General features: G+C 69.8%; 19 protein-coding genes. 6 read left to right on the forward strand and 13 right to left on the reverse strand.

The features are described 5' to 3' along the window. Positions 1-217: hypothetical protein (locus E1294_RS37055; protein WP_220448139.1), on the reverse strand; the 217-nt coding region annotated here is incomplete at its 3' end. A 211-nt stretch (positions 218-428) separates the two neighbouring features. Between E1294_RS37055 and E1294_RS37060 the strand changes: the two genes are divergently transcribed. Beyond that, positions 429-1,601: a DUF418 domain-containing protein gene (locus E1294_RS37060; protein ID WP_132515644.1), complete on the forward strand. Its 1,173-nt coding sequence runs from the start codon at positions 429-431 to the stop codon at positions 1,599-1,601. A 55-nt stretch (positions 1,602-1,656) separates the two neighbouring features. Here E1294_RS37060 and E1294_RS37065 read toward each other — a convergent pair whose 3' ends face one another. Together E1294_RS37065 and E1294_RS37070 are read right to left on the reverse strand one after the other, a co-directional pair. Further along, a complete protein-coding gene (locus tag E1294_RS37065; RefSeq protein WP_132515645.1) occupies positions 1,657-2,115 on the reverse strand; it encodes a hypothetical protein in 459 nt (152 codons plus the stop codon). Positions 2,116-2,194: 79 nt separating this feature from the next. Further along, positions 2,195-3,082 carry an NAD-dependent epimerase/dehydratase family protein gene (locus E1294_RS37070; protein WP_165977669.1) on the reverse strand — a complete coding sequence of 296 codons (888 nt, stop codon included), beginning with the start codon at positions 3,080-3,082 and terminating at the stop codon, positions 2,195-2,197. 262 nt (positions 3,083-3,344) lie between these two features. On the opposite strand from E1294_RS37070, the gene E1294_RS37075 reads away from it, so the two are divergent. Then, entirely contained in the window at positions 3,345-3,779 is a 435-nt protein-coding gene (locus E1294_RS37075) for an SgcJ/EcaC family oxidoreductase (protein WP_132515647.1), read from the forward strand. A 15-nt stretch (positions 3,780-3,794) separates the two neighbouring features. Here the strand turns inward: E1294_RS37075 and E1294_RS37080 are convergent, their stop codons facing one another. Next, positions 3,795-4,754: an alpha/beta hydrolase family protein gene (locus E1294_RS37080; protein ID WP_165977670.1), complete on the reverse strand. Its 960-nt coding sequence runs from the start codon at positions 4,752-4,754 to the stop codon at positions 3,795-3,797. Between the two features lie 191 nt (positions 4,755-4,945). On the opposite strand from E1294_RS37080, the gene E1294_RS37085 reads away from it, so the two are divergent. Both E1294_RS37085 and E1294_RS37090 read left to right on the forward strand, forming a co-directional pair. After that, complete coding sequence (locus tag E1294_RS37085; protein ID WP_165977671.1) at positions 4,946-5,518, forward strand: TetR/AcrR family transcriptional regulator; 573 nt, start codon at positions 4,946-4,948, stop codon at positions 5,516-5,518. 213 nt (positions 5,519-5,731) lie between these two features. Beyond that, positions 5,732-6,679, forward strand: a complete 948-nt coding sequence (locus E1294_RS37090; protein WP_220448140.1) for a proline dehydrogenase family protein — start codon at positions 5,732-5,734, stop codon at positions 6,677-6,679. Between the two features lie 17 nt (positions 6,680-6,696). On the opposite strand, the gene E1294_RS54920 is transcribed toward E1294_RS37090, so the two are convergent. Beyond that, positions 6,697-7,326 (reverse strand): PNPOx family protein, encoded by a 630-nt coding sequence (locus E1294_RS54920; RefSeq protein WP_220448141.1) that lies wholly within the window; start codon positions 7,324-7,326, stop codon positions 6,697-6,699. Here E1294_RS54920 and E1294_RS37100 point away from each other — a divergent pair. Beyond that, positions 7,303-7,974 (forward strand): helix-turn-helix transcriptional regulator, encoded by a 672-nt coding sequence (locus E1294_RS37100; protein ID WP_165977672.1) that lies wholly within the window; start codon positions 7,303-7,305, stop codon positions 7,972-7,974. The genes E1294_RS54920 and E1294_RS37100 overlap by 24 nt on opposite strands. A 61-nt stretch (positions 7,975-8,035) precedes the next feature. Here E1294_RS37100 and E1294_RS37105 read toward each other — a convergent pair whose 3' ends face one another. Next, positions 8,036-8,464, reverse strand: coding sequence for a YkvA family protein (locus E1294_RS37105; RefSeq protein ID WP_132515651.1), 429 nt, complete (start codon positions 8,462-8,464; stop codon positions 8,036-8,038). A 250-nt stretch (positions 8,465-8,714) separates the two neighbouring features. Beyond that, entirely contained in the window at positions 8,715-9,707 is a 993-nt protein-coding gene (locus E1294_RS37110) for a hypothetical protein (RefSeq protein ID WP_132515652.1), read from the reverse strand. Between the two features lie 237 nt (positions 9,708-9,944). Between E1294_RS37110 and E1294_RS37115 the strand changes: the two genes are divergently transcribed. Continuing rightward, a complete protein-coding gene (locus E1294_RS37115; RefSeq protein WP_132515653.1) occupies positions 9,945-12,272 on the forward strand; it encodes a M20/M25/M40 family metallo-hydrolase in 2,328 nt (775 codons plus the stop codon). A gap of 336 nt (positions 12,273-12,608) precedes the next feature. Here the strand turns inward: E1294_RS37115 and E1294_RS37120 are convergent, their stop codons facing one another. The 6 genes from E1294_RS37120 to E1294_RS37145 all read right to left on the reverse strand — a co-directional run bounded on the left by E1294_RS37120 (position 12,609) and on the right by E1294_RS37145 (position 17,318). Beyond that, positions 12,609-12,845, reverse strand: a complete 237-nt coding sequence (locus E1294_RS37120) for a hypothetical protein (protein WP_132515654.1) — start codon at positions 12,843-12,845, stop codon at positions 12,609-12,611. A gap of 205 nt (positions 12,846-13,050) precedes the next feature. After that, complete coding sequence (locus E1294_RS37125; RefSeq protein ID WP_132515655.1) at positions 13,051-14,241, reverse strand: RNA polymerase sigma factor; 1,191 nt, start codon at positions 14,239-14,241, stop codon at positions 13,051-13,053. A 6-nt stretch (positions 14,242-14,247) separates the two neighbouring features. Next, positions 14,248-14,604 carry a YciI family protein gene (locus E1294_RS37130; RefSeq protein ID WP_132515656.1) on the reverse strand — a complete coding sequence of 119 codons (357 nt, stop codon included), beginning with the start codon at positions 14,602-14,604 and terminating at the stop codon, positions 14,248-14,250. 33 nt (positions 14,605-14,637) lie between these two features. Then, the gene (locus E1294_RS37135) at positions 14,638-15,048 is read right to left on the reverse strand and encodes a DUF6069 family protein (RefSeq protein ID WP_132515657.1); all 411 of its coding nucleotides are present in this window, start codon (positions 15,046-15,048) and stop codon (positions 14,638-14,640) included. Between the two features lie 264 nt (positions 15,049-15,312). Next, complete coding sequence (locus E1294_RS37140) at positions 15,313-16,341, reverse strand: alpha/beta hydrolase (protein WP_132515658.1); 1,029 nt, start codon at positions 16,339-16,341, stop codon at positions 15,313-15,315. After that, positions 16,341-17,318, reverse strand: coding sequence for a C-terminal binding protein (locus E1294_RS37145; RefSeq protein ID WP_132515659.1), 978 nt, complete (start codon positions 17,316-17,318; stop codon positions 16,341-16,343). The genes E1294_RS37140 and E1294_RS37145 overlap by 1 nt, the downstream gene beginning before the upstream one ends. Positions 17,319-17,464 lie beyond the last annotated feature (146 nt).

Consider the following 17,464-nt stretch of genomic DNA (forward strand, 5'->3'; position numbering starts at 1 on the left):
CCGCCAAGCGGGGGTGGGAATACCAGGGCAGGAAGCGCGCGAGGCTGACGTTGAGGTCGCGGAGCGCGTCGAACGCCTTGTCGTGGATCTGCGAACCGCGACGCAACGGCGGGGCGGTCCACATGTGCGTGGTCAACGTCGTGCGCGACACACTGGTCCTGGAGCTCCAGTCGAGGCGCACCTCGGTGGGCGGCGGTTGCGGCAGTTCGACCGTCACGTGTTCTCTCCCTGTCCGTACGCGGAAGCCTGGGCACGAACAGGCACCCAGGCGGGTTAGCTAGGCAACTGTAGCTACAATCTTGTAGCTACAGTTGTATAGCGGCTCGCCGGTCGGGCACAAGGAGCGGATTCATCCCACTTGCTTAGATACACGACTGTAGCTATCTTGGCTTAGCTACAGCTGTGTATCTAACTTCGAGGGGACAACCATGTCCATTGCCCCACCGGCTCCCGTGCACGGGGCCACCCCCATCACGCGGCGCGCACTCGCACCCGATCTCGCGCGCGGACTGATGCTGCTGCTCATCGCACTGGCACACGCACACATGTACCTGTCCGGCCATGAGGCGGGCTTCCGCGGCTACGCCCTCGACGGCACCGCCCTCGACAAGGTGGTCGCCGGGGCGCAGATCCTCCTGGTGGACGGGCGGGCGCTGCCCATGTTCGCGGCCCTGTTCGGCTACGGCCTGGTGCAGCTCGCGAACCGGCAGCTCGCCGTGGGCAGGAGCTGGCCGCAGGTGCGCACCTTACTGCGCCGCCGGAGCCTGTGGCTGCTGGCATTCGGGTTCTGCCACGCGCTGCTGCTCTTCTTCGGCGACATCCTCGGCGCCTACGGGCTGGTCGGGCTCGCGCTCCTCGGCTTCATCCGGCGCGAGGACCGGGTCGTGCTACGGGCTGCGGCAATCGGATCGGCGCTGCACGTCGTGGTGCTGTTCGGCTTCGGGCTGCTCACCGTCTCGGCGCCCAAGGGCGACACCCCCGCCGCCATGGCGGACCCGATCGAGGCGACCGTGATGCGGCTCATCGGATGGTCCGGAATGACACCCACCTACTTCGCCGCCAGCGTGGTCCCCGCCTTCCTGTTCGGAATCTGGGCGGCCCGGCGCCGCGTGCTGGAGGACCCGGTGGTGAACCGGCGCCTGCTCTCCCGGGTCGCCGGCGTGGGCGCAGCGCTGGCCGTCGCCGGCGGAGTTCCGCTGATGCTGATCGACACCCTGGTCTGGACGCCGTCCGATCTGGTGGCCGTGTCCGCGTACGCGCTGCACAGCGTGACCGGCATCGCCGGCGGCCTCGCGTACGCGGCGATCATCGGGCTCGTCGCCGGCCGGAGGCGGCGCGGCCATCCCGGCCCGCTCACCAGGGCCCTCGCGGCGTGCGGCCAGTGGTCGCTGACCTGCTACCTCCTCCAGTCGGTGATCTTCGTGGCCTTGTTCGCCCCCTACGCGGGAGGGCTCGGCACGCGCGTCGGCGACGCCGCGGCCTCCGGGATCGCCGTGATGACCTGGCTGGCCACCGTTGCACTCGCTGCGCTGCTGGCCCCAGGCGGGCGAAGGGGGCCCGCTGAAGCGGCATTGCGGCGGCTGACGTACGGACGGCGCTGACTCCACGCCTGTCGGAAGCCATCCACGGTGGGTTCACCGGGCGGCCTCGGGATGCCTAGAGAAGCGACGTTTCACCAACGGCTGCGAGCAACACGATCGGGAACTCCGGATCAGCCTGACCGACCGCGAGTGCAACCCACCGGCCCGCGCCCGGACGCCAGACGAACATCGCACCGCTGAGCTGGCAAAGCTCGTTCATCGGCTCAGGCACGGGAATCTCACTCTCCAAGTACGGCCACAGATCGACCACCTCATGTCGGCCCCAACGCGACGTCAGGGCGGTCACCAACGCCTCGAAGGCGGCGGCGATCTCTTCCTCTGCCGCCGCGACGACATCCTCGCTGCGGTCGTCCCAGAAGTCCTGGCCGGCCTTCAGGACGCACATGTGGTGGCGCTGTCCGCTGGAGCGATACCCCTCCCACGCCCCTCGGGCCAGCACCACGCGTTCTTCTCCGCTCGGAAAAGTACGGGCCAGCAGGCCATCGACAGTGGCGAGCCGACCTTCCGTGGTCATGCGAAAAAGGCTAGTGACCCGGTGACAGTTCTTGGTCACCGCACCAGCTCGGCTGGCCGCTCGGAAATCGCGAAGTATCCTAAGGCGCGGGAACGTGCTTCAGATCGCCGTACCGCCGGAACCAGGCCAGAGTCTCCGCCAAGCCCTCCGTGAGAGGCAAGCCTTCCGTGACGCCCGCGGCTGCCAGCCGGCTCACTTCGAGCGTCAGTTCCACGTCACGGAACGGGAAATAGTCACGCGGGCTGATCGACGTGTCCGTGACCATCTCCAACCGAGGCGTGACCTCCGCGACACGCGCCAATATGCGCAGGTATTCGAGAAACGAATACGTGGCGTGCTCCCCCACGTTGTACACATCCGGCACGAGCCTTCCCTCGCAAGCCGTGACGACAATGCGCGCCAGCGCCCTGGCGTCGATGAACTGGATACGGGTGCCGCCGTCGCCCGGAACGAGGACCGGCCGGCCGGAGATCATACGGGCCCAGAGAAACTGCTCCCGCTGCTCAGCGTTGTGAGGACCGTAGACATAAGGGGGGCGCAGGATCGTGAGGGCTCCGGAGGGAAAAGCGTCGCGCAGCAACGTCTCGCAGGCGGCTTTCGCCTCCCCGTAGCCGTCCCAGATCGCGTCGCCGTCCGCCCTGTCCTCCTCTGCGAAGGGAGGGTCGGCGGACAGCCGGTTGTAGACGGCGGCCGAGCTGATGTAGACGTAGCGCAGGCCGTCCCCCCGTGGCAGCGCGCGAATGACATTCGAGACGTGCACGGGTTCGGTCCCCGACACATCGACGACGGCGTCGTAGAAGGCGCCGCCGAGCGCTCGGCGCATCTGACCCGCGTCGGTCCGGTCGGCGACCACCTGCGTCAACCTGCGGTCCCACAGCGGCCGAGTCGCCCGGTTGAGCACCGACACCTCGTGATCACCCGACAGGGCGTCGACGATGGCACGGCCCACGAACCGGGTGCCGCCCAACACCAGAATTCTCATGTCCTCTGATACGTCCTTGGGCCTGACTCAGCTGCCGGGCCTTCTTGCCGCCGAGATGCGGGTGCTCCGGATGCCCTGCCGGATTTCCAACGTAGAGCCACCAGATATGCGTGTGCCACACGGGTAGGCATCGCGCACAGCATCGTGTCCGATTCTTCTTGGAGGTTGTCCGAATCATCCGAGCCGACGAGCGCGCATTCCCTGCGAGCATGACCTGGCAAGGGTGAACGGCGCTTGAGGAGTGACGATGAACATTGACGTCTTCGGTGACGCGGACGACCCGCAGGGCGATGTCGAGGCGATCGTCGCGCTGGTCGCGGCGGTCCAGGAAGCGCAGCACAATGAGCGGGTCGAGGATTTTCTGAGCCTGTTCAGCAAGGCGGATCCGGTGTGGACGACCGGTCACGGCCATCGACTGTCGGGGTGGGACACCATTCACGACTTCACCGCGCAGGTGCTGCCGGGGGCGAGCAAACACGGCACCGCGACCTACACGCCCGTGCGGATCCTTTTCATCCGCCCGGACGTCGCCGCGGTCAACGTCCACCAGGTGCCCGTCGACCAGGGCGGCAAGCCCACAGGCGATCCAGAAGGCCGCCCTTTCTACATCCTGGCCAAGACGGCGGGCCTGTGGAAGATCGCCGCCGCCCAGAACACCCAGGTTTACCAGGCCCGTGGCTGACCGATGCGCGTGCGGCTACCGCAGACGCTCGGCGAGCCAGTCGTAGGCAATGGCCGACGTGTACGGGATGTTGCTGATGCCGCAGTGGGTGTCGGCGCCGTCCACGGAGGGAAGCGTCGCGAAGCTCTTGGGAGCGCGTAGTGCGTGGTGGAAGCGGCGGGCCTGCTCCGTCGCGATGTCCGTCTCCCCTTCGGCGACCAGGCTCAGCGTGGGGCAGGTGATCTGTTCTTCCAGGCTGTCCAGGGTGAAGGCCCGGGCGTGAGCGGCGAATTCCTCGAGGTGGCTCACCCCGTGGTTCCACATGAAGTAGTTCTCGACCATGGTCCGTCCGGACCAGCCGGCCTCGTCGAGCTGTTCCGCCACTCCGGTGGCCGTGCGCTCGGCGCCGCCCATGATGACGCCGAGCGGCGCGTGCATCGGCGAGTTGGCCACCAACGCTCTGACCCGCCCGTCGTGCGCTGCCGCCCGGGGAGCCAGGTAGCCGCCATAGCTCACTCCGTACAGGGCGACTCGCTCGCCGTCCACGTCCGGCCGGCCGACGGCATGGTCCACGACCGCGCCGAGTGGCACCTCGTAGTCCGCGCGGAACGTGAGGTGGGGATGGCTGAGCTGGAGCCCGCGCTGCCCGGGGCCGTGAAACACGATGACGTTCAGCCCGTGTGCCAGCGCGTCGGGAATCCCGCCCAGCAGGTACATCTCCTCGCCGGAGCCGTCCACCCCGCCGCACAACACCACCGTCGGCCGCTGGCGCCCGTCGTCGGCGACGGTGAAGACGTAGCCGGGAAGCGTGACACCGTCCTCGTAGGGAATCTCGACCTTCTCGACAGGGTGGGGCATGAGCTCCGCCGCGGCGTCGAACTGTGTGAGGCTCTCCTCATACAGCTTCCGCCGTTCCTCCAGCCGGTTCGCAGGGAAGAAGAACTCCGCCGCGCGGAGGTAGGTCGAGGCCCTCAGATGCGCGGCTCGCGCGGTCACCCGCCGACCGGCCGCCATTGATGGATGTCTCGCAGACGGCCCAACCGTAGGCACGCCGTAGAGTGGCCCTCAATCAACAGAAGCGGCCCACTGGCGCATACGCAACAGCGAGGACAAAGTGTCGCAGAGACCGGAGCAGGCCGGAGACCTGCGAGTGGTCCGGACCCGGGCACATCTGCGCGCCCGCGCTGGTGCAGTTGGCCGGTGAGCGCGGCTACGACGCCATCACCGTCGGCGACATCGCCGGCCTGGCGATGGTGAACCGCGCGACCTTCTACCGCCACTACGAGGACAAGGAAGACCTCGCGGTCGACGTCCTCGCGGAGGCGATCGAGGAGGTCGGGAAGTTCACGCCCGTGCGCCCGGGCTGGGCGGGCGGAGACGAACTCGCCGAGTTGGCCTCGAGGATCGCGGGCGCGGAGAGGCTGTTCCAGCACTTCGCCGAACACCACCGGATGTACCAGCCGCTGCTCGGCTACCCGCGGAACCGCCGGTTCATGATCAGGGCACGTGAGTTGCTGAGCGGGGGGATCGCGGAGCGGATCGACACCGCCGAACCCGACCCGGACCAGGCCCGCATGCCCATGACGCTCATCCCGGTGTTCGCCACAGAACTCTTTCTCGGCATGGTCGCCTGGTGGCTGGATCGGAGCCTGCCTTACCCGCCGCGCCAGATGGCCGATTGGTCCATCCGCTTCCTCTTCTACGGGTATTTCGGCGCCCTCGGCCTCGATCACCTCCTGCCCGACGACACGGCCACCTGATCCCGCTTCCACCGTCTCCGGGCCGAGATCGACCCCGCTCCCCGCCGCAGCGGACAGACCGGCCGCAAGCGGTCGCGAACGCGATGCGGTGGAGAGCGCCGCCCAAGGGCCGCTTCTTTACCGCCTCCCCGGACGGCGTAGTACCTTCTAAAAAAATGTTCATTGACGATAGAGTTCCGGCTCTCGGGTGAAAGGACGATGATGATGACCGTGATGGAGCAGGCTACCCAGGCGATGCGGGCACTGGCCCTTGACGAGGTCCTGAAAGACCAGGTCGCCGCGGATCCCGCACTGCGCGAGGTGGCCTGGCGGGTGGCCGAACGGTACGTCGGTGGCCAGACCGTTGCCGAGGCGCTCGCCCGGGCCGCCCTGGTGAACGCGGAGGGCAGGTCCGCCACCCTTGACTACATGGGGGAGAGCTGCCGGGACGCCGGCCTGGCCACGGCCGAAACCGAGATATTCCTCGACCTGTCACGGCAGGCCGCAGCCCGCGGGACGAATTGCTCGGTGTCCCTCGATCTCTCCCACATCGGCTCGGTGGTGGACCGGGAGCTGGGGCTGGCCAACGCCACCCGGCTGGCCGAGGCCACCGCCGCCGCGGGCCAGGAAATGATGATCTCCGCGGAGGGCTCCGATCGGACGGATCTCATCCTGTGGACCCACGAACGCCTCTGCGAGCGTTTCGACCACGTCGGTGTCACCATCCAGGCCCGTCTGCACCGGACGGCCGAGGACCTGGACCGCCTGCTGCGGCGGCCCGGCCGCATTCGCCTGGCGAAGGGCTCCTTTCTCGAACCCGAGTCCATCGCCTACCCCCGTGACAGCCACGAGCTGCGGGCGGCGTACCTCGCGCACGCGACCCTCCTGCTGGACAGCGGCCACCTCTGCTCGATCGCCACCCACGACCTGGATCTCCTCGATGAGCTGCAGCCGCACATGCGGCGGGACTCCGGCGCGTACGAGGTCGAGATGCTGCTCGGACTCGGCGTCGATCAGGTGCGGACGATGCGGGATCGCGGGCATCCGGTCAGGGAGTACATCTGTTCGGCACCCAGTGGTGGCTGTACGTCTGCAACCGCGTCGCCGAGGATCCGCTCCGCCTGTTCCAGGCTCTGGTGGACGCCACCCGGCGCGGCGGTCATCCCGCGTCTGACCAGGTGACAGGAGTGCGGTGACGGTCAGCCGTACAAACGCCGGCCGTACTGCGGGCCGTAGTAGACCTCCAGGTCCTCCAGCTCCTCGTCGGGACGTTCCAGGGATTTGGCGATACGGGCCCTGGAGGGGGCCGCGTCGGGAGTCCACGTCTCGGGCTTCCAGAGGGAGGAGCGAAGGAAGGACTTGGAGCAGTGGTAGAAGACCTCCTCGATCTCCACGAGGAGGGCGAGCCGAGGACGGTAACCCTTGACGATCATCCGGTCGAAGAAGCGGGTGTCCGCCGGCGACCCGGCGGCGGCCTGCCGCTCCTGCGTTCCGCCATCCCCGCGGCCGACGTCACCGGGACCGGCCCGGACGCCTCGACGGGCTGAGGGATTGCCACCGAATCCGGCGCCGAGGCCTGGCGGATCGCGCACGACACCGGACAGGCGGGACGGCTGCTGCACCTTCACGGCATTCTGGCGCGCCTGGCCGCCATCCGAGGTGAGGACGAGGAATGCCGCCGCCTCGCCCGCCAGGCGGAGGGCACCGCCCAGGAGCGCAACGGCTCCGGGTGGGGCGGGTGCGCGCTCACCCTGCTCGACCTCGTACGAACGCGCTACGACGCGGTGGCCGAGCGGATGGCACGGGTGCTCGACGGGCCACTCGGCCACACCGTGATCGTCACCTTCGCCATCGCCGACCACGTCGAGGCGTGTGCCCGCCTGAACGAGCCCCACCGGGCGACCTCGGCATTCGCTCGGTTCGATGCCTGGGCAGCGGCCAGCGGCCGGCCATGGGCGGCGGCCGTCGCCCACCGTTGCCACGCCCTGCTCGCCCCACGCGACCAGGCCGAGGCGCACTTCGACTCGGCGCTCGCTCTGCACTCCAGGGGCGGGCGGCCTTTCGAACGAGCCAGGACTCAGCTCATGTACGGCGAATGGCTGCGGCGGGCACGGCGCCGCGCCGACGCCGGCGCGCAACTCAGCGCCGCCTTGACCGGCTTCACCGCGATGGGCGCCGCGCCCTGGGCCGAACGAGCCCGCACGGAACTGGCCGCGACCGGCGTCCCCGCCACCGCGCCGGCACGCCGCGCCGACACCGCACCGCTCGACACCCTGACCCCTCAAGAACTGCAGGTGGTGCGGCTCGCCGCCACCGGGGCCACGAACCGGCAGATCGGCGCCCAGCTCTTCCTCAGCCCCAGAACCGTGGGCTTCCACCTTTACAAGGCCTATCCCAAGCTGGGCGTCTCGTCGCGGGCCGAACTGGCGGGCATCGACTTCGGCCCTTCCCGTGATCGGATTCGGCACGACGCGTAGCGGGGCCGCTCGGGTCGGCGCCCTGGGGCTGCTCGTCTGAGGGCATGACTGCAGGACGGCGTCAGGCCGTGGTGGGTGGCTTGTCGAGGCCGGTCAGCCTGACCACGGCGGCGAAGCCGTCGTCCGTGCCCGGCCAGTGCCGGCGGATCGCCTGCAGGCCGGCCCGGCGGACCACGGAACGCAGCACCGCGGTGACGATGATGGCGTCGTCGGCATAGCCGAGGATGGGGATGAAGTCAGGCACCACATCCAGGGGCAGGGCCAGATACGCCAGCAGCAACGCGAGCCGCACCCGCACGCCGCGCGGCAGGTCGGGGTCGGCGGCCAGGCGGCGCACCAGGCGCAGCACGTCGGGCAGCAGCCGCAGCGCCTCCCGCAGCAGGTCAGCGCGGGGCCGGACGATCGCCAGAGTGCCGATCAACGCCAACCAGGTGATCAGCAGCGCGACCGCGAGCCCCATGAGCAGATCCCACCCCCACGAACCGGTCATCCCTGTCCGCCTTTCCTGCGCATCCGACACCGCGGGGTCGGTCTCGGCGGGTGCTTCGGCCGCCCTCCGCTCAAAGGCTGCCAGATCCGGCGCGGCCCCTCGACCGCGGCCCCGGGCCGCCGCGCCAGCCGGGGCGGCGAAGCAGTCGCGGGCGGCGATCTCGGCGGCCGGGACCGGAACCGCTCCAGACCGGCCTCGGACTGCCCCGCTGGAGGATCGAGTGAGCGCAGCATCCTGACTCAGGACACGCCTAGGGCTGTCTTCGGCTCGACTCCGAGTACGACTGTTGCGATGCGTAGGGTGCTGACGGGTGCTGCTGTTGCGCGTACGGCTGCTCGTACCCCGGCCGCATGGGCGCGCCGTCCCCCCGTGGTTCGTGTCGTTGGTCCGCTGCATGCTCCGCGGCGCCGGAACGCCGTCGAAGCAGCGGGACCACGATGGCCAACGCCACACCCGCCGCGCCGGCGACGACCGCGGCGATGAGGGCGCCGAACAGATCCGCGCGCAAAGAGTTCCCGAACGCGTCGTAGACCGCCGTCACCAGTGCGCCGGTCACCTCGTCGGCCGCGAAGGCGCTGTTGCTGAGCAGCTGGTCCTTGCCGGCGTCCAGCGCGAACATCGCACCGCCCATGCCGAGCGCGACCGCGAAGCCGGCCGAAGCCAGCGTCACGAACCGCCGCCGTGCGATCAGGACGGCGAGCCCCAGTACGCCGAGCGCGGTCACCGGCAGGACGCCGGCCAGCGTGTGCAGCAGGTTGACGGACTCCCGGGCCTGAGCGATCTCCGGTGAGTCGACCAGCGTGAGCCGGGTGTCCGCCTCACTTGGCGCCCGCGGCACGTTGATGCCGTGGGCCTTGAGTCGCTGGCGGACATAATCGATCAGGTCACCGGTGTCGACCACGATCTTGGTGCCTGTGCCGTCCACCACGAGATCGCGCGCCGCCAGGTTCGCGTCCAGCCAGATCTGCCGTGCCTCTGCGGTGGCGAGGATGGTGGCCATCTGGGTATGGACGCGGTCCTTCCACTGGCGCGGAACCGCGTAGCCCTTCTCGTTGGCCGCGTCGAACGCGGTATTGGCCAACAGGCGTTGCAGCTCCCGATCCTGCAAGAGCGGAGCCACCGTGTTTCCGTACGCATCGGTCTGCAGCTGACCATCGGCCCACCGCACAGGTACGGCGGTGATCGCCACTATGCATCCCACCAAAACTAACAAACCCGCGAAAAATGCCCTGACAAAACGCATCAGGACACCGTGCCAGCTCTCAGGGGTAGTTGTCCAACTACCCTCGGCTCGCAATCGCGGGCGCTCGCTCTGCACTCCCGGGGCGGGCGGCCTTTCGATCCGGTGCGGGGCGCGGTGCGGTGCCCGGTGCGGGACGCGGTGCAGCCATCCGTGTACGGGTCATGCGGAAAACCACAGGTCCAGGCGGGCGGGCGCCTCATTCCGCCGGCCGAGCGGCTCGGCCTACCCTTCCTGGCCATGATCGCGAAGTTGTTCGATACGCCACGGCGGCTGTCGGCCGGGCTGGCGGCCTTGCTGGTCGTGGCTGCGGTGATCATGGTGACGGCCATGGCCGACAGCACCATGCAACCCCTGCCGGCCACCGCCCCGGACGACCAGTTCAGCGCCGAGCGCGCCCTTGTTCACCTCAAAGCGTTCGCCACCGAACCGAGGCCCATCGGCAGCGCGGCGAGCCACCGGGCCCGGGACTACCTGACCAGGCACCTGCGCGCGGCGGGGCTGGAGGTCGAGACGCAACGCTCGGTCGGCGCCCGGTCCGCGGCGGGGCTGGCGACGTTCGGCCAGGTCGACAACATCGTGGGCCGGCTGCGGGGAACGCACTCAACCGGCACCGTGCTCATCGCCGCGCACTACGACTCCGCGGCCATGGGGCCGGGCGCCTCCGACGATGGCGCCTCGGTGGCCGCGATGCTCGAGACCGTCCGGGCGCTGCGCGGCAGCCCCGGCCCGCGTAACGACATCGTGTTGCTCATGTCGGACGGCGAGGAGGACGGCGTGCTCGGCGCCGAGGCCTTCGTCCGCGAACACCCCCTGGGCAAGGCCGGCGGCGTGCTGCTGAACTGGGAGGCCCGCGGGGTCAGCGGGCCGTCGCTGATGTTCGAGACCTCCGCGAACAACGCCCGTCTGGTCGAGACCCTCGCGGACGCCGTTCCGGCGCCGCGCGGTCACTCCGCCATGGTGGAGCTGTATCGGCTGCTGCCCAACAACACCGACTTCACCCCGCTCACCAAGGCGGGCTTCACCGGCATGAACTTCGCCTACATCCAGCGTTCCTCGCTGTATCACACCGCGGGCGACTCCATCGCCAACCTCAACCGGGGCAGCCTGCAACACCACGGCAGCAACATGCTGGCGCTGGCGCGCGCCCTCGGCGACGCGGACCTGCGGACGCTGGTCTCCGATCACGACGTCACCTACTTCCGCGCGCTCGGCACCATGATCACGTATACGGGTCAGCTCGTCTGGCCGCTGGCGGTGCTGGCCGTCGTCGCGGTGGCGGGCTTGGCGCTGGTGGCCCGCGTCAGGCGGCTGCTGAGCCTGCCTCGGCTCGCGGTGGCAACGGTCTCCGTCGTGGTGCCGCTGGTGGCATCGGTCGCCTTGGCACAGGGCCTGTGGGAACTGCTGGTGGCCTGGCGGCCCGCCTACGACCTGATGGGCGGGCTGCTGCACAGCCCACGGCCGTACCAGGCGGCGATCGCCGTCTTGTGCGCGCTGGCGGTCCTCGGCTGGTACGTGCTGCTGCGGCGCAGGGTCGGCCCGGCGGCGCTGACTGTCGGGGCGCTGGCCTGGCTCGCCGGGCTGGGCCTGCTGTGCGCCCGGTTCGCTCCCGGGGCGTCCTTCCTGTTCGCCCTGCCGGCGCTGCTGGGCGCGCTCGGCTGGCTGGCCGCGGTCCAGTTCCGCATGCCTGCCTGGGCGCGGACGGCCGTGGCGATGCCGGGCCCCGTCACGGCCGCGATGGTGCTGCCGTCCCTGGCCGGGAACGTCTTCGACGGGATGGGGCTGGCGCTCGGCGGGGTGAGCGCGCTGGTACTGGCGTTGTTCGGGCTGATCGCCGTGCCGTCCGTGGAGCTGTTCCTGCCCGATCTCGCCACCCGGCCGAAGCGGGCCACCGTCCTCGCGGTGCCCTTGACGGCCCTTTTCCTCGCGGCGGGGCTGGTCGCCGCCGGGCTCGTGGTGGACGACTTCGACGCCGACCAGCCCCAGCGCACGCATCTGGCGTACGTCATGGACGCCGTCACCCGCACCGCCCACTGGGTCAGCGCCGACGCGGAGCCCGCGCAGTGGACCAGGCGGTACGTTTCCGGCCATGACACCTCCGCGCTGCCCCCCGGGTACGCGCGCGGCACGCTGTGGACCGGACCCGCACCGGCCATCGCCGCCGAAAGCCCGCGAGCCGACGTCCTGGCCCACAGCAGGGACACGCTGAAACTGCGCGTGACCGTCGGAAAGGGGACACGCTCGGTGACGCTACGGCTCGACCAGCCGATCATCCATGCCACCGCATCGGCCGGCCGGTTCGGGTCGGCGCGCGTGCCCGTCACCGGCACGCGCGCCGGCACCTGGCCCTCGGAGATCCGCTTCCGCGGCATCCCCGCTCAGGGAGTCCAGATCACCATACGCATACCGGACAAGGACCGGATTCGCCTCACCGTGATCGCTGAGACCGACGGGTTCGCCGCGGTGCCGGGCTTCGTCCCCAGACCTCCCGGCCTGGTCGCCGCCACCAGGGAAGACGGGGATCTCACCGCGGTCACCCGCAGTTACAGCCTCACCAGGGACTCCTAGGAGCACAGCTGCGTGATCCATCCGGGAGGCGCGCTGATCTTCGGGGGTCGCGACCCGGACGCGAAGGTCGACGGTCAAGCCAGGGGCAGACCATCCCGGGTGCTCCCGCGAAGGCATGGTGTCGCGGCCTCGCCGATGCGATCATGGTGGTGTCGATTCCATGGCGGAGGATCACACGGTGACCCAGTCTGGTTTACCGATGCCGGACGGGCATCTCCCCCGTAAGACGAACACGCCATGGCCGACATCTATCGGATCCGTCACAACGCTGACGTGGACACCCCTCTGCGAAACTCGGAGAACGCCATTCGCGACCTGCTGAAGTGAACGCGTGCGTCAGGACGTGCCGGCCGCCTGCCGGAGGCTCGCCAGTCTCAGCTCGACCAGCACGGCGTCGACGCACGCGGTATCCGGGCTGTCGGGCAACACCGATTCGATCGAGTCAAGCGCCGCCAGCTCCTGCTTGACGAAGGTGGAGAACGCCTTCGGGTTGAGCGTGGCCAGCTTGCCGGCGGCGAACACATCCTCTCGCTGTGCCGACATGTCGATCACCACCCCCATGAGCACCGTCATGCTCCTCCGTTCCCAGGCGTTCGGCACCCAGCGATCGCCTGTTGGCATTTTCGTCGTACCTATAGGAACAGGTCATGCCACGGTGGGGAAGCGTGGCTCGTCAGGTCCGCCGGCACCGCGATCACCCTCGCGGCGGGCGCGGCGACGGCCAGGGGGCGCTCACGTTCTCCTGGTCCATGATGGGCAGGCTCCTTGTCGTCTCGTCTCAAGCCTCCAGCTCCAGGCGCGCCCGTCGCGTCTCCAGGAAGGTCCGTTCCGTGTCGTTCGTGGCCAGGGTGATCGCCTCGTCGTAGGCGGCGATGGCATCGGCGGTACGGCCGAGGCGGGCGAGCAGATCCGCACGGGTGGCGGGCAGCAGGTGGTAGCCCGGCAGGTCCAGCTCGTCGATGGCGGCCAGCGCCGGCGCCGGTCCGTGCAGTTCGGCCACGGCGACCGCGCGGTTGAGCGCCACGATCGGGGTCGGGGTGTGCTGCAGCAGTTGGTCGTACAACGCCAGCACCTGCGCCCAGTCGGTCGCCGGCCCGTCGGTGTGCACGGCGTTGATCGCGGCCTGCAACTGGTACGGCCCCGGCTGGGCGCGGCGCAGGCACCGGCGGACCAGCTCGTGTCCCTCGGCGATCAGCTCCCGGTTCCACAACGACCGGTCCTGCTCGGCGAGCACCACCAGCTCGCCCGAGGGCCCCACCCGCGCGGGCCGCCGGGCTTCGGTGAGCAGGAGGAGCGCCAGCAGCCCGATCACCTCAGGCTCGTCGGGCATCAGCTCGGCGAGCGCTCTGGCCAGGCGGACCGCCTCAAGGCACAGGTCCGTCCGCAGCAGCTCCCCCGACGTGGACGTGTACCCCTCGTTGAAGACCAGGTAGAGCACGGTGAGCACGGAGGTCAGCCGATCGGGCAGTTCGGCCGCCTCAGGCACCCGGTAGGGGATGCCGGCGTCGCGGATCTTCTTCTTCGCGCGGACGATCCGCTGGGCGACGGTCGCCTCCGGCACGAGGTAGGCCCGCGCGATCTCCGCCACCTCCAGCCCGCCGAGCAGGCGCAGGGTAAGTGCGGTCTGCGCGAGCGGCGACAGCGCCGGATGGCAGCAGGTGAAGATCATGCGGAGCTGGTCGTCGCGCACCGGTCCTCCCTCCTCTGGCTCCTTGGGGTGGTGCAGCAGCAGCGCCTGGGCGTGGCGGGCCTCGCGGGTGGATTCCCGGCGCAGGCGGTCGATCGCCCGGTTGCGGGCGGTGGTCACGATCCACGCGCCGGGATTGGGCGGCGGCTCGTCCCACTTGTGGACGGCCACCGCGAACGCGTCCTGCACGGCGTCCTCGGCGAGCCCGATGTCACCGAGCATGCGCGTCAGTGTGGCCACGCACCGGCCGTACTCCGCCCGGAAGACGCTGTCCAGATCCATCCGCGCTCAGCCCCCCTGAGCGTCTTCGAACGGGCGCACCTCGATCGGGCACCCGCAGGCCAGCGCGCACTTCTCGGCCCAGGACAGCGCCTGGTCCAGGTCGTCGCACCGGATCACCCAGAACCCGCCGAGCTGCTCCTTCGTCTCGGCGAACGGGCCGTCGGTCATCGTGGTCGTGCCGTTGCCCGGGCGGATGACCGTGGTGGCGTGCGAGGGCAGCAGGCCGCCGACGAACACCCACGAACCGGCGGCCCGCATCTCGTCGGTGACCTTGCCCGTCCGGGCCATCTGCTCCTGCAGTTCCGTCGCGGACGGCGCCGGCGCGCTTTCGTCGAACTGGACGGCGAGAAGGTACTGCTTCATGGTGATCTCCTACGAAGAGTCGGGGACGAAGGATCAGGCGGACAGGCGGCGGGCGACGGCTGGGATCACGACCGCGGCAGCGACCACGTGCGTCACCATCAGCAGTGTCTTCGTGGCCGCCGACGCGTCCGCGAGCACGTCCGGCACCAGTGACAACGCGGTGAGCACGATCGTGGTGCGGACGAACGCCGTGCGCGGACGGCGGGCCCAGCGAGCCAGCACCAGGGCCAGCGCCAGGCCCACCACGGAGAAGATGACGGTCAGCACGGCGAACCCGGACACCGGGATCGGCGCGCCGCCGACAGCCAGGCTGATCCCGGCGAACTCACCCGCCGCGGCAACCGCCGCGGTCGCCGCGCCGGCGACGACCGCGGCGGTCAGCCCGCCGGCGATCAGCGGCTTCGCGGGGACGGTGGTGAAGGGGGTGGTGGTGATGACGGACATCGAGAACCTCCGGTGAGCGGTGACCGGCCCGTTGCCGGCCTCTCACCTTGGCTACGAACGCGCTCGAGGCCATTCGACACCACCACCGGAAAAATTCAGAAGTCGCCCAGGGCGGCCCGCAGGATCCGGCCCCGGCGTACCGGTGACCACGCACTTCTACGCCGGCACCCATGAGTGGCCGTACTGGCAGCGCGAACTGCACACCTCATTGCCGATGTTGCTGAAGGCGCTGTAGCGGGCCGGTGACTTGGCGGCTCGTGAGCGTCACGGTGCGATACGCTCGGCGAGCCAGGCCAGCGCCATCGGGTAACGGTAGTCGATCCGGGCGTGGGTGCCGTCGAACAGCTCGAAACGGACAGTGCCGGGGTCGGCTCCGGCTTCCAGGACCGCGTCGTGGAACGCCTCGGCCGCGAGGTCGAGCAGGAAGTCGTCGTCACGGCCGGAGTCGATCCAGATCCCTCGCATGCCGCGCAGCTCCGCGGCGTGACCGGCGGCCATGCGCACCGGGTCCCGGTCCAGCCACCGCTGCCAGGTCTCGGGGATCAGCTCGCCGCTGTGCGGCTTGAACGGGAGCATCGGCGTGCCGTCCTCGGCGGCGGAGAAACACGCGGACACGCCCAGAACGTTGCCGAGCAACATGTCCTCGGGCCTGCTCCACGGGGGCCGCCGCTGGAAGCCGGCCCACCAGGAGAAGATGTCGCCGTCGTAGGCCCGCAGGAACCGTACCGCCTGGGCGAACACCGGCAGGTAGCCGTATTCGTACAGGCCGTCGCCCGCATGCGTGGCCAGTGCGCCGAACAGGTCAGGGCGGAGCATCGGCGTGATCATCGCGCCGAAGCCACCCGCCGACTTGCCGCTGACGGCCCGGTGCGCGGGCTCCGCCAGGGTCCGGTAGTGGTGGTCGACGAAGCGGACGACCTCGTCGCACAGGTAGGAGTGGTATCTGCCGGTGCCGGGCGAGTCGACGTACTGGCTGCCGCCGTACGCGCTCCAGGCGTCCACGTAGACGACGATCGTGGGCGGCGCCTGGTCGCGGGCGAACACCTGGTCGGCCGTTTCCGGGAACGGGCGGGTGTAGGGGGTCTGGTTCGCCCAGTCGGTCACCGTGCCGCAGTATGCCTGCAGGACGTAGACCACCGGGTAACGCCGGGTGCCGTCCGGGTCGTAGCCGGGCGGCGTGTAGACCCACAGCGGCCGCTCGTGCGGATCGCCGAGCGGGTTGTCCTTCAGCAGTTCGCTGACGATCAGGCGCTGGTCGAGCCGGCCGGCCAGGGCGTCCGTCCGCAGAGTCATCACGTTCCGTTCCTGTCGGTGTCGAGCGGCTGATTCACCGCGTTGCGGGGGCGCTGCCCGCGCAACGCGGCACGGACCTCTGTGAACACCTCGTGGGTGAGGTCCGCCAGCGACTCCTCTGAGTAGAAGCCCGCGTGCGGGGTCACGATCACGTTCGGCAGGCCCAGGAGCTCCTCGTGAGCCTCCGGCGGCTCGGTGGCCAGGACGTCGAGGGCCGCGCCCGCTATCCGGCCGGCCTGCAGCGCCGCCACCAGGGCCCGCTGGTCGACGAGGCCGCCCCGCGCCGTGTTGACCAGGTAGGCCGTGGGCTTCATCGTCGCCAGCCGCGCGGCGGAGATGACGTGCGTGGTGGCGGGTGTCAGCGGTGCGTGCAGGCTGAGCACGTCGGCTTCGGCCACCAGCCGCTCGAGCGGCACCAACTCGGCGACCGCCGCGCGAGGATCTGCCGGATCGATCACCGGGTCGGTCGCCAGGACGCGGAACCCGAGCGCGGCGGCTCGCGCCGCGACCGCCCCGCCGGCATGGCCCAGCCCGAACAGGCCGAGGACCTGCCCCCGGGTACGCCGCAGCGCACCGGCTCTGCGGACGTCCCATCCGCCGCTTCGTACGTGCTCGTGGTACCTGACGATCCCCCGTGTCGATGCCAGAATCAGCGCCAGGGCATGGTCGGCCAGTTCCTCGACGCAGTAGGACGGCACCCGCGACACGTAGATCCCGGCCGCCGTCGCCGCGGGCACGTCGATGTTGTCCACTCCCACGCCGTACTCACAGATCAGCCGGCACCGCTCCAGCCCGGCCACCAGCGCGGCGGGCACCGGGACAGCGTCGGTGACGATCACCTCAGCCGAGCGGCACAACGCGAGGGCGTCGTGACGCCCGGAGGCGTCGATCAGCTCGGCCCCCGGGCCGGCCAGGGCGGGATCCAGCCCCCGCGGCTCCGGGTGATCGAGCACCACCACCCTTTTCAGCGTTCCCATGCTTGTCCCTTCAGAAAGACCTCTGTTCAGAGCACCTCGTGTTTCAGGTACGCCTCGACGATCCCCATACCGTCCGCCAGGTCGTGGCGCCGATGTGTGCGATCAAGCGCGCAGTTGTGGATCCATGGCTTCGCCCGTCTGCAGAT

The sequence above is a fragment of the Nonomuraea diastatica genome (genome assembly GCF_004349015.1).
GTDB classification, from domain to species: Bacteria; Actinomycetota; Actinomycetes; order Streptosporangiales; family Streptosporangiaceae; genus Nonomuraea; species Nonomuraea diastatica.

Excerpts from the sequence above, each read along its gene's own strand:
- E1294_RS37060 (WP_132515644.1), top strand. The coding sequence starts at position 429 with ATGTCCATTGCCCCACCGGCTCCCGTGCACGGGGCCACCCCCATCACG.
- E1294_RS37065 (WP_132515645.1), bottom strand. The coding sequence starts at position 2,115 with ATGACCACGGAAGGTCGGCTCGCCACTGTCGATGGCCTGCTGGCCCGT.
- E1294_RS37075 (WP_132515647.1), top strand. The coding sequence starts at position 3,345 with ATGAACATTGACGTCTTCGGTGACGCGGACGACCCGCAGGGCGATGTC.
- E1294_RS37090 (WP_220448140.1), top strand. The coding sequence starts at position 5,732 with ATGGAGCAGGCTACCCAGGCGATGCGGGCACTGGCCCTTGACGAGGTC.
- E1294_RS37105 (WP_132515651.1), bottom strand. The coding sequence starts at position 8,464 with ATGACCGGTTCGTGGGGGTGGGATCTGCTCATGGGGCTCGCGGTCGCG.
- E1294_RS37110 (WP_132515652.1), bottom strand. The coding sequence starts at position 9,707 with ATGCGTTTTGTCAGGGCATTTTTCGCGGGTTTGTTAGTTTTGGTGGGA.
- E1294_RS37115 (WP_132515653.1), top strand. The coding sequence starts at position 9,945 with ATGATCGCGAAGTTGTTCGATACGCCACGGCGGCTGTCGGCCGGGCTG.
- E1294_RS37120 (WP_132515654.1), bottom strand. The coding sequence starts at position 12,845 with ATGACGGTGCTCATGGGGGTGGTGATCGACATGTCGGCACAGCGAGAG.
- E1294_RS37125 (WP_132515655.1), bottom strand. The coding sequence starts at position 14,241 with ATGGATCTGGACAGCGTCTTCCGGGCGGAGTACGGCCGGTGCGTGGCC.
- E1294_RS37130 (WP_132515656.1), bottom strand. The coding sequence starts at position 14,604 with ATGAAGCAGTACCTTCTCGCCGTCCAGTTCGACGAAAGCGCGCCGGCG.
- E1294_RS37135 (WP_132515657.1), bottom strand. The coding sequence starts at position 15,048 with ATGTCCGTCATCACCACCACCCCCTTCACCACCGTCCCCGCGAAGCCG.
- E1294_RS37140 (WP_132515658.1), bottom strand. The coding sequence starts at position 16,341 with ATGACTCTGCGGACGGACGCCCTGGCCGGCCGGCTCGACCAGCGCCTG.
- E1294_RS37145 (WP_132515659.1), bottom strand. The coding sequence starts at position 17,318 with ATGGGAACGCTGAAAAGGGTGGTGGTGCTCGATCACCCGGAGCCGCGG.